Here is a 13,778-nt window from a genome sequence, read left to right on the forward strand (position 1 = left end):
GGGGGGCCTGGGGGCGGAGTTCAGCTGCTGGGTCATCACGCGAGTTCCCGGTCGAGCTGGATTCCGCGGAGCTGGTCCACCAAGGCCGCGATCGCTTTGACGCTGCGGAAGTTGTCCGGGGTGACCTCGGGCAGCGGGACCTTGATCTTGTAGGCGACCTGCAGGTGGTGCACCAGGTCGAAGATCGCCGCCGAGTCGATGACGTTGAGTTCGACCAGGTTGGAATCCGCGTCCAGGCCGGTCGAATCCCCGTCCATCCAGGTGTCCGCGATGTAACGCATCAGTGACTGCTGGGTGGTCATGACATCCTCAATGTTTGTTGCCCAGCCGGGACGTTGTGACCCGGCACTGTCTAGGCGTGGTCTGTGGTCTGTGGGCGGTCTAGGCGCGGTCTATGCGCGGTCTATGCGCGGGTGAGAACCAGCACCGCGTTCTGGCCGCCGAACCCGAACGAGTTGCTCACGGCCACCTCGATGGGCCGGCGGCGGGGCTCTTTGGCGACGACGTCCAAGTCGATCCCGGGATCGAGGGCTTCCAGATTGGCCGTCGGCGGAATGGTCCCGGTCTGGAGAGCCAGTGCCGTGAAGGCCGCTTCGATCGCGCCGGCAGCGCCGAGGGCATGGCCGACCACGCCCTTGGTGGACGTCACCGCGGCCCGGTCGCCGAGTACAGCGCGCAGCATGCGGCCCTCGGCCGCGTCGTTCAACGGGGTCGACGTGCCGTGCGCGTTGACGTGGTCGACCTCGTCCGGCGCCACGCCGGCTCGGGCCAGCGCGGTCAGCAGCGCCTGGCGGGTGCCCTTGCCCTCCGGATCCGGCGTGGTCATGTGGTGGGCGTCGGCCGAAGCGCCGAAACCAGCGATGGTGGCGCGGATCCCGGCCCGGCGCGCGCGGGCATCGGATGCCCGCTCCAGGATCAGGATGCCGCTGCCTTCCGCGATGACGAAGCCGTCACGGCCGGCGTCGAAGGGACGGGACGCGGCCGCCGGGTCGTCCGTGTTCGCGGACAGCGCGCCCATCTGCGCGAACCCGGTGGTGATCAGCGGAGTGACCGCCGCCTCGGAACCGCCCGCGACCACCACGTCGCAACTCCCGTCGCCGAGCAGCTGCATCGCGGTCCCGATCGCCGTCGCGCCCGAGGCACAGGCCGTGGCGGTGACCAGGTTGGGGCCGGTGGCACGCAGTTCGATGCCGAGGTGGCCGGCCACCATGTTCGGCACCAACATGGGGATGAGCAACGCCGACACCGCCCGCGGGCCGTTCTGAAGACTGGTGCGCAGTTGGGCCTCGCCGGTCGCGACGCCACCGACCCCGCAGCCGATGACGATGCCGACCCGGGCCCCGTCCCAGGTGTGCGGGTCGAGCCCGGCGTCGGCCACCGCTTCGCGGGCCGCGGTGACGGCCAGCTGGACGAACCGGTCGTGGATCAGGCTGCTGCGGCGGCCGACATGCTTGCCCGGGTCGAATCCCGGGACGGTGCACGAGATGTCGACGGGAAGGCCGGCCAGGTTCGGATCGCGCCGCGCGGTGGAGATGCCCGCACACACCCCCTGCCAACTCGCCTGCACACCGATCCCGGCCGAGGTGACCAGTCCGATCCCGGTCACGGCGATCTCCGGCTGCGAACCCGGGGCTCTCACCTGGTACCCGCTGTGGCTACCTGCTCGCGGACGATGTCCACGGCGCGTTCCAGAGTGTCCTGCGCGGTGAGCGCGTCATCGGGGATGGCGGCCTGCACTTCGCGTTCGACCACGAGCAGCAGTTCCACCAGGAACAGCGAGTCGACCTCCAGGTCCGCGAAGGTGACACCGGGTCGGATCAGCTCGGGAAGGACCTCGAACTTCTCCACGAGGAGTGCGACGAGGGTTTCGTACGTCAAGTCAGCCATAGCCTGCTCCTAGTCGTGCGGTCGGATGCCCGGTCGTGGACGAAGCCGCCGGACGTGGTCACGGATGGGTGAGGTCGGGCCAGGTGAGCACGGTGGAACCCCAGGTGAGGCCGCCGCCGAAGGCGGACAGCAGGAGTCGGTCGCCGGCCTTGAACCGGCCGGCCCGGTAGGCCTGGTCGATGGCCAGGGGAATGGAGGCCGCCGAGGTGTTGCCGACCTCTGCGATGTTGGCCAGCACCCGGGCCTCGGGGATGCCCAGAACATCGGCGAGCCGGACCAGGATCCGCAGGTTCGCCTGGTGGCAGGCCAGCCAATCGATGTCCCCGGCCTGCCAGCCCACCTGGCCCAGTACCGCCCGCGCGGACTGGGCCATGTGCTCGACCGCCTGCCGGAACACCTCGCGGCCGGCCATGGAGAAGTACTCGTCGCCGGGAGCCGGTGCCGAACCGCTGCGGCGCTGTTCCGCGCCGCCGGCGCGCACGGTGATCAGGTCTTGGCCGGTGCCGTCGCTGCCCAGGTCGAACGGGCCGACCGCACCGTTGCCGACCGCACCGTTGCCGGCGGCCTGGCCGGAACGCAGCACCATCGCCCCGGCCCCGTCGCCGAAGATGACGGAGGTGGCGCGGTCCGCGGGGTTGAGGATCGTCGAGAACGTCTCGGCGCCGATCACCAGGACCGTGTCGACGCAGCCCATGGCAAGCAGCCCACAGGCGGTGGCGAGCGCGTACACGAAGCCGGTGCACACCGCCTGCACGTCGAACGCCGGACGGCCGGCCAGCCCCAGCTTGGCCGCGACCACCGGCGCCGTGGCCGGGCACGGCCGGTCCGGAGTGGTGGTGGCCAGCACCACGGCGTCCACCTCGGCCAGACCCGCCGACTTCATCGCCCGCGCTCCAGCCTCGGCAGCCAGGTCCGACGTGGTCGTGCCCGGTTCGGCGAAGTACCGCTGCCGGATCCCGGTACGGGTCCTGATCCACTCGTCCGAGGTGTCCATACGGGCTGCCAGTTGCGCGTTGGGCACCAGGCACGACGGCAGGAAGCTACCGATACCGGCGAGACGTGCCGATCTTGTCATCGGTTACCTCCGAGTGGACATCAGCGAAGCCCTACCGTCGTGGTCTGGTACCACGTGGGGGAAGCGTTCCTTACGAGCCGCGTCGGCCCGACAGGCATGGCAATCACTGTCGCAGCCGAGGCTGACCGAACGCTTTCAAGTTCTTGACCGCCCGCGGACAGCCCCGAACCGCGTCCGGCGGTGAAAGGAAGCGGTAAGCACTCTGTCAAAGCCGCGTGCGACGGTGGACCCGTCTCGGTGGCACGCGGATCGGCGACGACGCGCGCGTCCACCCCACGACCGCCCACGAACGGAGCCAGGCCATGACATCCCAGACCAGCCTGCGGCGGCTGCTCGTCGCCTCCTGCGCCGGAGCCGCCACAGTAGTCGTACTGCCCCGGGCCATCCCCCTGCTGGCCGATACCGGCCTGCTCCGCCCGCCCGCACACCAAGACGCGCACGAAGACACGGAGAACGAGTCCGCCGCGGAAGCGGCGGACTCGCCCACCCGCCGATCGGGCCGGAAGACCGCCGTCCTCGCGGTCGGCCTGGTCTACCCCTCGTACCGGGCGTGGCGATTCACGCGCGCGCTGCGGGCACGGTTCAGCACCGAAGAGAACTGACGGCAGGCGCGAATGAGCCTCGTGGTACCCGCCCGCGAACTAGCCGCCCTCGAAGCGGATGTGCAGGCCGCCCTGGCCGCCGGCGATCAGGGATCTCTCGACGTCCTCGGGTACGGCGAGGTCACCCTCGTGCTGCGCCGGGACACCGAACACGGCTCGTTCGCCTGCAAACGCCTGCCCGTCTTCCCGGACGGCAAGCGGCTCGACCGCTTCCGCTCCTCACTGGACACCTACCTGCGGCTCCTGCACGAGCGCGGCCTGCACGTCGCCGAAACGGCCATGTGGCACATGACGCTGCCCGACGGCAGAGTCGTCGCCTACTGCCTCCAAGAAGCACTGCCGTCCAAGCGCCTGTGCTCGACCCTCCTACACAGCGAAGGTGAGCACTGGGCCGACGACTTCTTCTCGCGCTTCCTGGACCACGTCGAGCAGACGGTCACGCCCGGCCTGGGGCTCGACGCGCAGGCCTCGAACTGGATCGACCTCGACGGCCGGCTGCACTACCTGGATGTGACCACGCCGCTGCTGCGGGACGCGCGCGGCGGCGAGCTTCTGGACGTGCGGCTCTTCTTCACCTCGCTGCCCTGGCTGCTCCGCAACCCGGTCCGCATGGCAGTCGGCAGCTCCATCTTCGACAAGTTCTACACACTGCGCGGCGTCGTCCTGGACTTCCTCGGCAACCTGATCAAAGAAGGACTCGACGAACTGATCCCCCGCTTCGTCGAGCAGGCCAACGCCCGACTCGAAGCGCCCCTCACCGCCGACGAAGTCGCCGCCTACTATCGCGGCGACGCCCGGATGTGGGAGCTGATCCAGCGGCTCCGCAAAGCGGACCGGTTCTGGCAACGCCGGGTACGCCGGCGGGTCTACCCCTTCCTGCTGCCCCCAGTGGACAGACGGTGACCGCCGCCGTCGCGCAAGGTGCGACGCTCCTGAACGACGCACCGGGCCTACAGCACCAGCTGGTTCTGGACCCGGCCCACCCGCTGCACCTGGCCTGCGTCCCGGACTTGCCCACGCTCGCGGTCGTGTCCATCGCGTCGCTGCGCGCCCGCGGAGAGTCGGTGCGAGCCGAACTGAGCCACCGCCACCTCACACCCGAGGAGCAGGCGCGAGCCGGCGCCTTCGCCCGGGAGGGCCGCAGGATCGAATGGCTGGCCGGGCGGCTCGCCGTCAAGTACGCCGTCACCACCCACCTCAACCGCGCATCCGGCCAGGCCGCCGAGACCTCGGCGATCGAGGTCCGCGCGGTGGCGTCCGGGCCGCGCGCCGGCAAGCCGTTCGTCAACGCCCCCGTGGAGGTCGGCCTGTCGCACTCGGGCGACTTCGCCATCGCCGCGTGCGGTTCCGGCACACTCGGCATCGACCTGGAGTGCGGCCGGGACGTCAGCCCGGTGCTGACGAAGGTGCTGGACGAATCCCGGCCCTCGGGCGACCCCGGCGGGCGGCTCAGCTCGATCCCAGCCACCTTGCACTGGGCCTGCAAGGAGGCAGTACTCAAACACTTCGGATTCGGCCTGCGCATCGACAGCCGCGAGGTGGTGCTCACCGAGTGGCTGCCCAACGCTCACTTCTCCTGGCGGCCCGGACCGACACTGCGCAGCCGCACCGCTTCAAGCGCCTACCCGTCACACGGCATCGCGCACCAGATCTCCGGCTATTCCCTGGCACTCGTCTGGCGATGAGGGAGACCCACAGTGAACCGCACCGGGCCACAGCCATCACGCGTCCCTGTCCGCCTTCAGGCCAACGACTTCCTTCTGGCGGCAGAACCCTGCTTCCAGCAATCCCTCGACGAGGCCGCCGCCATCGCGAACCTCAGCCCTTCGTCGCACAACTGTCAGCCGTGGGGCCACGTGTGGCTGAAGAGCGACCGGGCGAAGGCCTTGGCTTATGAACTACTCCACGACCCCGACGACACCACCGTCGGCGAGGACAGCGCCGGCGGCGCAGACAGGACCGTCGGCACACACAGGACCGTCGGCACACACAGGACCGGCGGCACAGACAGCATCTACCTCGCCCTCGCCCAGGACACCGACCGCAGCCTCGGCGCGCTCCCCGCGCACTCCGCCGAAATGCACCTCAGCTGCGGCAGCTACTGGCACCTCCTGCTGCGTGCACTGGCCGCCCAAGGCTGGGTGCCGGCAGCGGTCCGACATGTCGGGCTGGAAACCCTGCACCGGGCGGCGCACCGAGCTGCGACCGACGCCGATTGGCCGCACAACTGGCGGCTACTCAGCCTGGCCGTCCTGACCCGAACCGGTATCCCGCGGTCCGGCGACCTCGCCGATCTCGCCGACCGCGCCGATCTCACCGAACTCACCGAACTCACCGACCGCGCCGACCTCGCCGAACTCGCCGAACTCCGCGACACGGCAGCCGCCAGGCGCACCAACCGCGCCCCCTACCGTGATCTGCCCGTCGCACCGCAGGCCCTGCACGAGCTAGCCCACCTGCCCCCCAGCTCCTGGGACCCGAACGCCCGGACGCAGGTGACGGTCCGGCATCTGCGATCACCAATGGAACTGCGGCGCTTCGCAACCCTCATCGCCCACCACGCAGGCCGGGACTTCAGCGACGACGCAGCCTGGCGCGAGACCCACTCGTACTTCCGCTGGACCTCCCAGGACGCCGCAGCACGCCCAGACGGCTTCACCGCCGGACAGATCTTCGGCCCCGTGTCTGCGCCCCGCCGACTACTGGCACGCGTCGCACTGAACCCCGCCGTACTCCCCCACCTGTGCCGACTAGGCTTCGACCGCTACTTGGGCAGTCAGCTCGCACGGACCGTACGGACCACCCCCGTGATCACGGCCGCCAGCCTGCCCATGGACGCTCCGACCACCTCCGACCTCCTCAGCACCGGGATGTGGCTCGCCGACTACTGGCTCACCGCCACCCGAGCAGGCCTGGCACTACATCCCCTAAGCATCTTGACGCAGCACGAAGACCTCCGCATCGAGCTCCAACAACGCTTCGGCCTACCCGGCAGAACATTCTTCGTAGCCCGCCTCGGCTACCCGACCACCACCGCGGCTGCGACGCTGCGACGTCGCGCTTCATCATTGACTCTGTGACAACGCTCTTGCCCCCACTCGCTGGCGGAGCAGTCCGCGCAGCCGGTACCTGACTCTGCGCCCTATGCTCTACGCTCTGTCCTTCAGGAGACCGGAGTGGTACTTGCGTTTCGCTCATTCACTATGCACCGTTCCGCTATCTCACTCGGCTCTCCGACCTGGCCTGATATCGCAGGCTTTTGATTCGGCAACGGTCAACGTCGCGCGGTTTTCGGGCGCACTCGCACAGGTCACAACGGCCTGATTCAAAGGAGTGCCAGGCTTCCGAGTCGAACTGCACCACGGCCACGCGGCCCAGACCCAGAGCACCGCCGAATGGGCCATGAGCGGAACCGTGTAGGCATTCCGCCCCATCTCTCGGTTCCGATCGGATCTGAACACTGATGTCAAGCACCGTACCTGGGTGGTACCGACGGTGCTGGCCAATGTGCCGCAGCTGCCCGATCCGATTCCGGACCGAGGTCGGGAGTCCTTTCCGTGGTCTTCGACTGTCGCGTTGGAAGCCAGGTTGGCGCAGGGGCCGGAGTAGGCAGCGAGTTCAAAGGGTGTTGGAGAAGCCCGAACGAGCACGCCGCCGCTGGTACACCGCCACGGCCGAACCCTCCTTCGAAGACACGCTGATCAAGATCAGAGGCGTCATCATCGCCGCCCATTCTTCCCACCCAGGCCCCTACCAGCCACAACCCGAAGAAACCCGCGCCGTCCTCCTGGCCTGGGCGGCAGCCGAAACATGATCACCTAAAGCGCGAAGGTCGAGGGGCAATCCGCCGTCAGTTCGGCCGCGCAAGCATCTGCGGCTGCCGTTGGCGTTGCAGCCGCAGCGCGTCCGGCGTCACCGGCGTATACAGGTTGATCAGCGCGCCGTCCGGGTCGCGCAGAAGTACCGACAGGTTCCCCCAGGGCATCATGGTCGGGGCCTGCACGACCTTGAGGCCGGCGCCGTACTCGGTCTGGAGCCGGGCGAAAAGGGCCTCGGCGTCGTCGACCAGGAATTCGACGATGGCGCTGTCGTTGGCGCCCGGGCGGGGAGGGTTGCCGGCGATGAACGCGACCCGGCGGGAGTGGCTGACCGCGAAGGTGGCGGACGGCGTCACCAACTCGGCGAAGTCGTCGGTCAGGTACTGGGCGGTGGCCCCGGTCACGATTTCGTAGAACCGCACGAGGCGCGGGAGATCGTCAGTGATGACGCGGACCGAGGCGAGTTGGACAGTGTTGGTGTTGGTCATGAAGCCAAGCTAGAACGTATTCCGGGCACTATCCGCCCGGAATGCGTAGGAGAATCGATCACATGAGTCGGCCGACTTCCCGCGTGCTGGGGGTACTCGAGTTGCTACAAGCCGGCGGCACGCACACCGTCGCCGACCTGGCGGGGCGGCTCGGCGTCGACGAGCGCACGGTCCGCCGCTACATCGAGCACCTGCGGGACCTGGGCATTCCCGTCGACGGGACGCGCGGCCGCTATGGCGGCTACCGGCTGGCCCGTCACTACCGCATGCCGCCGCTCATGCTGACTGACGAGGAAGCGCTCGCCGTGGTTTGGGCGTTGCTGCTGAGCGGACGGTCACGGTCGGGGCCTGCGTCCGCCTTGGCGGTCGACAGCGCGACGGCCAAGGTACGCCGGGTGCTGCCCGCAGCGCTGGCACGGCGGATCGGCGCCGTCGTGGAAGTTATCGACTTCACCGTCCCCGGGCAAGGGCACCATGACGATGAGGACGGCGCTGACGGGGATGTGGCCCCGGTGCTGTTGTCACTAGCCGAGGCGGCGCAGGACCGACGCCCGGTGACGTTCGCGTACACGACCCGCCAGGGCCGTGCGGCGCAACGCTCCGTGCAACCCTACGGCGTCGTCGCCCACCATGGTCGGCTCTACCTGACCGGGTTCGACGTCACGCGGCGGGCCGTCCGGACTTTCCGCCTGGACCGCATCGCGGGCGTCCGCCTGCTTGAGGGCACCTTCGCCCCGCCGGCCGATGCCGACCCGGTCCAGCAGGTCATCGGCCCGCTGGCCCCGTCGCCGCAACTGCACGAGGTGTCCTTCCTAATCAAGGCGGACATCGCACACGTCTGGTCGCGGATACCGGAGACGCTGGCGTCAGTATCTCCCGACGATCCTGACAACCAGATTGGCGAAGGCTGGCTGCGCGTGTTCCTGCGCGCCGAACGCCTGGAATGGGTAGCCGGCACCCTGGCCATGCTCGACAGCCCGTTCATCATCGAACACCCCCAGGCGCTGCGGGACGTGGTGACCGCCCTCGGTCAACGGCTGATCAAGGCGGCCGACGTGACAGTCGTCCGCGGGGCGGCGCCCAGCCCATGACCCGGCCGACCCGTCGAAGGCAGCACCGATGTTGCGGCTGTTTGCGCCGGTCAGCGGACCGGCTCGGCTCGCACGAGCCTGACCCTTGATCGCGACACGGTCACCGCGTGTCGGGCAGGCCCGCGCTCCGGGCGTCGGAACTCGCCGCCGACGAGATCCCCGTCGCCGACGCGATCCGCGACCGCGCGGCCATGCTAGAGAACACTCCGGTGCGTGTGCCGTCCGCTGCTGACCGCGGCGGGACTGTGTCGCGGTCGGCGGGGCTCAGTCGTTGGTGGACGCCCCTGGTCCAGTCGTGGCGTATCGGGCGGCGATGGTGCGGACGGCCTCGTCGACCACCTGGGCGACGCGTTCGGCGCTCACCTCCCAGCCCGGCACTAGGAGTGTCGGCCAGAAGACGTAGTTGGAGATCATGCCCAGGAACTGGGTGGCGGCGAGGTCCACGTCCTCGACCCGCACCGTTCCCGCCTCGTGCTCAGCCAGCAGGTAGCTGCGTACGGACTCGAAGTAGGGCATCTTCCCGTGCGAGAACTGCGCATGGGCCAGCTCGGGGAACCGCGGCAGCTCGGCGATGACGATCCTGAACAGGTCGGCCATCTGGGCACGGCCTAACAGCCCGGCGTAACGGCGACCGATGATGCTGAGCCCGTCGACGACGTTGCCTGCCGGCGGAGGGTCCTGCTCGTCAGCGGTCGACCAGGACTCGGTCACGATGGCGTCGAACAGGGCGGCCTTGCTCGGAAACTGCTTGAACAAGGTGGCCCGCGAAACGCCCGCGCGCTCTGCGATCCGCGCCAGTGACGTCCGGTCGTAGCCCAACTCGAGAAACAGTGCGGTCGCGGCCGTCACGATCAGCGCGCGCTTCTCCTCGGCGACCCGCTGGTGATACGTCGTCACGACACTGCTCATGGGTGCGAGTATACGAGGCGAGTGGCTTGACTCGCCACCGCCGCCGACCTAGTGTCGAGGCAATGGTGAGTCGCTCGGCTCACCACTGGCCGCCGGTCCATCACTGATGATCGGCGGTCATTGCCCCACGTACCGAAGGAACATCTGATGCCCCGCTTCGACGACCAGACCGTGCTCGTGACCGGCGGGACCGGCGGCCAGGGTTCGAGCCACGTGCGCGCCTTTCACGCGCGGGGAGCGAACGTGGTGATCGGCGACATCGACACCGGACGCGGCGCCGCTCTCGCCGACGAGCTCGGGACCCGCGCCCGCTTCGCCCGCCTCGATGTCACCGACGAGGACTCGTGGTCCGCCGCTGTACTCGCCGCCGAGGACGCCTTCGGCGCCCTGAACGTGCTCGTCAACAACGCGGGCGTGCAGAACCCGCCTGCGACAATCGAGAACACGGACCAGGCCACGTGGTCGCGCATCCTCGACATCAACCTCACAGGGACCTTCCTCGGCATCAAGGTCGCAGCCCCCGCTCTGCGCCGCGCAGCAGGGGGAGCCATCGTCAACATCGCCTCGACCATGGGCCTGGGCGGCACAGCTCACTACGCGCCCTACGTCGCCAGCAAGTGGGCCCTGCGAGGCCTCGCCCAAACCGCAGCACTCGAGCTCGGCCGCGACCACATCCGGGTCAACACCATCCACCCCGGCGTGATCGCGACCTCCTTCATCCACGAACCAGCAGCCGGCGCCACCGCGGCAATCGCCGACTTCTACTCACCCGAGCCGTTCGCCATCCCCCGGCTCGGGGAGCCGACCGACGTCACCGGGCTGCTCCTGTTCCTCACGTCATCAGAGGCGTCGTTCATCACGGGGTCGGAGTACGTCATCGACGGTGGACTCCTGCTCGGCCCCGCCCTTCAGGCCCAGACCGCATGAGCACTCCACAGGCGACCGGGTCGAACGACTCCACACGGGACGCATCTTTATCCCACCTGCCCAACCACATCCGACGAGCCATCGAGATCACCCCCGCCGCGGGCACCAGAGAACGGATCATCGACATCACGACGCTGGGGCGCCGCACCGGCCGGCCACGCCGCATCGAGATCTTCTTCTACCGAGCTGCGGGCGCAACGTATCTGTGTAGCGGCGCCGGCGGTGCCGCGACCGGCTGGCATGCGAACCTTCTCGCCGATCCCAGCTTCACCTTCCACCTCAAGAACGGGATCCGTGCAGATCTGCCTGCCCGGGCCACGCCTGTCACCGACCCGACTGAACGTCAGGCCGTGCTGACGGAGATCGTCGCGGATCTCAATCAGCCCCACGACCCCGGCACCATCCGACCGACTCGGCTCGAAGACTGGGCTGACAGCCGGCTGATGCGCATCAGCTTCCGCCATCGGCCGTGATCGCGGATCCCTCGACAGATGCCCTGCTCCCAGGGACTGGGGGTGTAGTCGCTGCTAGAGCGGCTCGTCGCCCAATGAGGGTGTAGCCGGCGCGGCGGTCCCAGATGGATGCCGCGAGTCGCCGACAGTTCAAGTCTGTGAGCGTCCGATGTGTCGGCTCGGCCCGCCAACATCCTCCCGGCGGTCCCTTATTCGAAGCGCTCGCCACAAAGACGCGGGCATACTGATGGAATGGCCCGGATACGATGCGCGACCTGCGGGAACGTATTAAGCGGCGCGCTTCGTGGAGTGCCTCTGTGCGAACTGCGGTGCCGAAGTGGGCGGTCGCACCGACGACTGCTACACCCACCAGGCGTCGCGCTTCGACCCGAGAACCGTGGTCCTGGAGGATTGCGGCACGCTGCCGGAGCCGCTCGATCCGTACGAGCGCGCCGCCGACTGGGACGTCGCGGCGGGCCCGGATCCGGGGCCGTTCCGCGCCCCGCTCACCCGGTCGCGGCCGGAGCTGCTGGTCACGCGCTGGCGCTCGCGCGGGATCAAGGACGAGCTCTATCGGGACGACCCGCCCACGTGACCGCGGTGGCGGGTATTGGTGAACTCTGCGATACGCCATCCTCTCGGACCCGGAGAGCTGACTCCGTAGTACCTGAACGAATTCAGCCGCAGGACCCCTCCTCTGACCGCCCGGGTATGGTCGGGCACCGGCTTACCCACGAGATGCTTGCGCAGGCACGCCAGTCCAGCCTGCCGCCGGTGGCCTTCTGATGTATCGGACGTACCTAGGTGGAGAGGTCGTTGGTGCAGTTCCAGAGTCTCCGGCGGATATGGTTGTGGGGAACCGCGGCCCTGACGTTGGGCGCGTTCACAGCGGCGATCTTGTTGGCGCCGGCCGGAGGCTCTGCGCCGGGTCCAGCGCTGGAGTCGCTGCTGTTCCTCGGAACCTCCGTGCACGTGGCGTCGACGGCCTGGTTCTACACGGTGCCGGAGATACGCCGGCACGCGGGCGCTCATAGGGCTCGATACGTATACGCTCCCGTGGCCTTGATCGCGGCCGGTGCGGTCGCCGGCGCGGGATTGCCGCCGGAGACGGTTCGCTGGGCCTCACTCGGCTTCTACGGCTGGCAGTTCTGGCACTTCCAGAAGCAGAACCTCGGGTTGGCGGCGCTGGCCGCGGCGGCTACGGGTACTGCCCGGTTGAGCCGGCGGGAGCGGGCGGCGATAGTCGCGGCCGGGGTGTTCGGCATCGTGGCGCTTGTCGCTCATCCTGAACTCTTGCAGGTCGCTGTCGATTCGCGGCTGCGCTGGCTGTTCCCGGCGGCAGCGCTGGGCTACGCCCTGGCTGTGACCTTCGGGATCGTCCTGTGGGCTCGCCGCGTGCGCCGCTGTACCTGGAGTGCGCTTGCCTATGTCGGATCAGTGCTGTTCTTCGCCCCGGTCTTCCTGTTCCGGTCTCCCTACGCGGCCGTCGCGGGGCTCACGATCGCGCACGGGTTGCAGTATGTGCTCATCATGAGCCTGATAGCCGGGTCGACCGCCGCGCCGCAGGTGCGCTGGCTCGACTCTGCGGCCCAGTCCAGCGGGCTGCGGCTGCTGCTGTTCACCAACCTGGCGGTGGTCTTGGGCGCGATCCTGACCAGCGCATCGCACCTTCACGACGGTAGCGCGCCCGGCCGGGCCCTGTACGGGGCGTTCCTCGGTGCTGTCATGGCCCACTTCGTCATCGACGCGGGATTGTGGCGGCTGCGCGATGAGTTCCCGCGCCGGTTCCTCAGCAGCCGGCTGCCGTATCTGCTCGGCGGCGCAGGCCGGGCCTCGGCCTGACACGGCGGCTTGATCCCACCGGTCGACCGACTGCCCGACTGCCCGACTTCCCGACTTCCCGACTGGTTCGGTCGACCTCCCGACCTCGCCGACGCCAGACGCTCAGCCGCCGCCGCAGCCCCCGCTACCGGAGATGGCACTGGCGACAGCCGGGAGCAGAACGATGAGCACCGCTGTCGTCGCAACGCCGAGAGAGATCAGCAGAGCAAGCTTGAGCCCGGGAGATCCCGCGGCCCGGTACGGCTCCGGCGGCGTTGCCTGCTCGAACATCCCCATGGCCCCTGGCGTCATCAAGATCCCCCTGTGATTGGCGACTTGCGCTTCTCAGTGTTGAGACGCACATGTACCAGGCGCGGTTCCGTCAGCCGACCGTGAGTCCAGGACCCGTTCCTGAGACTTCCGTGCCGCGTTCACCGAATTACAAGATCCCTGGCCGATATCCATCAGGATTCGACGTTGACTGACTTCCGATCATGTCCACGGGCTTATATTCAGCATGATTCAACGCATCGTGTGGGAGTAAGCGCACCCGGAACGATGGCGGCAGTCTGGCGCGGGGACTTGGAGGACAGACAGATGTCGGGGAACTCTCAATCGGATCGGCAGGACGCGGGCGGTTCGGTGAGCCGGCGGGCGGTGCTCACCAGCGGAGCCGTCGTCGGCGCCGCGTTGGTGGGGGCGTTGGGG

15 protein-coding genes are annotated in these 13,778 nt (G+C 68.7%); 9 read left to right on the top strand and 6 right to left on the bottom strand.

Annotated elements, in window-relative coordinates; genetic code table 11:
• Positions 1-35: 35 nt before the first annotated feature.
• The 4 genes from IZR01_RS41675 to IZR01_RS41690 all read right to left on the bottom strand — a co-directional run bounded on the left by IZR01_RS41675 (position 36) and on the right by IZR01_RS41690 (position 2,962).
• On the bottom strand, positions 36-302 hold the full coding sequence (locus tag IZR01_RS41675) for an acyl carrier protein (protein WP_194898116.1): 267 nt from the start codon (positions 300-302) through the stop codon (positions 36-38).
• Between the two features lie 101 nt (positions 303-403).
• A complete protein-coding gene (locus IZR01_RS41680; protein WP_194927059.1) occupies positions 404-1,612 on the bottom strand; it encodes a beta-ketoacyl-[acyl-carrier-protein] synthase family protein in 1,209 nt (402 codons plus the stop codon).
• Positions 1,613-1,635: 23 nt separating this feature from the next.
• Positions 1,636-1,887, bottom strand: coding sequence for a phosphopantetheine-binding protein (locus tag IZR01_RS41685; protein WP_194898115.1), 252 nt, complete (start codon positions 1,885-1,887; stop codon positions 1,636-1,638).
• A 58-nt stretch (positions 1,888-1,945) separates the two neighbouring features.
• Positions 1,946-2,962 (bottom strand): beta-ketoacyl-ACP synthase III, encoded by a 1,017-nt coding sequence (locus IZR01_RS41690; protein ID WP_194927051.1) that lies wholly within the window; start codon positions 2,960-2,962, stop codon positions 1,946-1,948.
• A 302-nt stretch (positions 2,963-3,264) separates the two neighbouring features.
• Here IZR01_RS41690 and IZR01_RS41695 point away from each other — a divergent pair, with 302 nt between their 5' ends.
• The 4 genes from IZR01_RS41695 to IZR01_RS41710 are packed head-to-tail and all read left to right on the top strand — an operon-like array spanning position 3,265 to position 6,644.
• A complete protein-coding gene (locus IZR01_RS41695) occupies positions 3,265-3,564 on the top strand; it encodes a hypothetical protein (protein WP_194898113.1) in 300 nt (99 codons plus the stop codon).
• A gap of 12 nt (positions 3,565-3,576) precedes the next feature.
• Positions 3,577-4,467 (top strand): DUF6206 family protein, encoded by an 891-nt coding sequence (locus tag IZR01_RS41700; protein ID WP_194898112.1) that lies wholly within the window; start codon positions 3,577-3,579, stop codon positions 4,465-4,467.
• Positions 4,464-5,249: a 4'-phosphopantetheinyl transferase family protein gene (locus tag IZR01_RS41705; protein ID WP_228555706.1), complete on the top strand. Its 786-nt coding sequence runs from the start codon at positions 4,464-4,466 to the stop codon at positions 5,247-5,249. The genes IZR01_RS41700 and IZR01_RS41705 overlap by 4 nt, the downstream gene beginning before the upstream one ends.
• A 12-nt stretch (positions 5,250-5,261) precedes the next feature.
• Positions 5,262-6,644: a nitroreductase family protein gene (locus IZR01_RS41710; RefSeq protein ID WP_194927052.1), complete on the top strand. Its 1,383-nt coding sequence runs from the start codon at positions 5,262-5,264 to the stop codon at positions 6,642-6,644.
• A 770-nt stretch (positions 6,645-7,414) separates the two neighbouring features.
• Here IZR01_RS41710 and IZR01_RS41720 read toward each other — a convergent pair.
• Positions 7,415-7,870, bottom strand: coding sequence for a VOC family protein (locus IZR01_RS41720; RefSeq protein ID WP_194898109.1), 456 nt, complete (start codon positions 7,868-7,870; stop codon positions 7,415-7,417).
• A 62-nt stretch (positions 7,871-7,932) separates the two neighbouring features.
• Here IZR01_RS41720 and IZR01_RS41725 point away from each other — a divergent pair, with 62 nt between their 5' ends.
• Positions 7,933-8,961, top strand: a complete 1,029-nt coding sequence (locus tag IZR01_RS41725) for a helix-turn-helix transcriptional regulator (protein WP_194898108.1) — start codon at positions 7,933-7,935, stop codon at positions 8,959-8,961.
• A 264-nt stretch (positions 8,962-9,225) separates the two neighbouring features.
• Here the strand turns inward: IZR01_RS41725 and IZR01_RS41730 are convergent, their stop codons facing one another.
• On the bottom strand, positions 9,226-9,870 hold the full coding sequence (locus IZR01_RS41730; RefSeq protein ID WP_194927054.1) for a TetR/AcrR family transcriptional regulator: 645 nt from the start codon (positions 9,868-9,870) through the stop codon (positions 9,226-9,228).
• A 147-nt stretch (positions 9,871-10,017) separates the two neighbouring features.
• Between IZR01_RS41730 and IZR01_RS41735 the strand changes: the two genes are divergently transcribed.
• The 4 genes from IZR01_RS41735 (at position 10,018) to IZR01_RS41750 (ending at position 13,091) form a co-directional block, all read left to right on the top strand.
• Complete coding sequence (locus tag IZR01_RS41735) at positions 10,018-10,797, top strand: SDR family oxidoreductase (protein WP_194927055.1); 780 nt, start codon at positions 10,018-10,020, stop codon at positions 10,795-10,797.
• The gene (locus IZR01_RS41740; RefSeq protein WP_194927056.1) at positions 10,794-11,270 is read left to right on the top strand and encodes a nitroreductase/quinone reductase family protein; all 477 of its coding nucleotides are present in this window, start codon (positions 10,794-10,796) and stop codon (positions 11,268-11,270) included. Before IZR01_RS41735 ends, IZR01_RS41740 begins: the two co-directional genes overlap by 4 nt.
• A 316-nt stretch (positions 11,271-11,586) precedes the next feature.
• A complete protein-coding gene (locus tag IZR01_RS41745) occupies positions 11,587-11,844 on the top strand; it encodes a hypothetical protein (RefSeq protein WP_194927057.1) in 258 nt (85 codons plus the stop codon).
• 224 nt (positions 11,845-12,068) lie between these two features.
• A complete protein-coding gene (locus IZR01_RS41750) occupies positions 12,069-13,091 on the top strand; it encodes a hypothetical protein (protein WP_194927058.1) in 1,023 nt (340 codons plus the stop codon).
• Positions 13,092-13,778 lie beyond the last annotated feature (687 nt).

Origin of the sequence: Catenulispora pinisilvae (assembly GCF_015356865.1) — a bacterium.
Classification (GTDB): Bacteria; Actinomycetota; Actinomycetes; order Streptomycetales; family Catenulisporaceae; genus Catenulispora; species Catenulispora pinisilvae.

Coding starts and splice junctions, on each gene's coding strand:
- IZR01_RS41685 (WP_194898115.1), bottom strand. CDS start 1,887: ATGGCTGACTTGACGTACGAAACCCTCGTCGCACTCCTCGTGGAGAAG.
- IZR01_RS41735 (WP_194927055.1), top strand. CDS start 10,018: ATGCCCCGCTTCGACGACCAGACCGTGCTCGTGACCGGCGGGACCGGC.
- IZR01_RS41700 (WP_194898112.1), top strand. CDS start 3,577: ATGAGCCTCGTGGTACCCGCCCGCGAACTAGCCGCCCTCGAAGCGGAT.
- IZR01_RS41675 (WP_194898116.1), bottom strand. CDS start 302: ATGACCACCCAGCAGTCACTGATGCGTTACATCGCGGACACCTGGATG.
- IZR01_RS41720 (WP_194898109.1), bottom strand. CDS start 7,870: ATGACCAACACCAACACTGTCCAACTCGCCTCGGTCCGCGTCATCACT.
- IZR01_RS41690 (WP_194927051.1), bottom strand. CDS start 2,962: ATGACAAGATCGGCACGTCTCGCCGGTATCGGTAGCTTCCTGCCGTCG.
- IZR01_RS41725 (WP_194898108.1), top strand. CDS start 7,933: ATGAGTCGGCCGACTTCCCGCGTGCTGGGGGTACTCGAGTTGCTACAA.
- IZR01_RS41695 (WP_194898113.1), top strand. CDS start 3,265: ATGACATCCCAGACCAGCCTGCGGCGGCTGCTCGTCGCCTCCTGCGCC.
- IZR01_RS41740 (WP_194927056.1), top strand. CDS start 10,794: ATGAGCACTCCACAGGCGACCGGGTCGAACGACTCCACACGGGACGCA.
- IZR01_RS41730 (WP_194927054.1), bottom strand. CDS start 9,870: ATGAGCAGTGTCGTGACGACGTATCACCAGCGGGTCGCCGAGGAGAAG.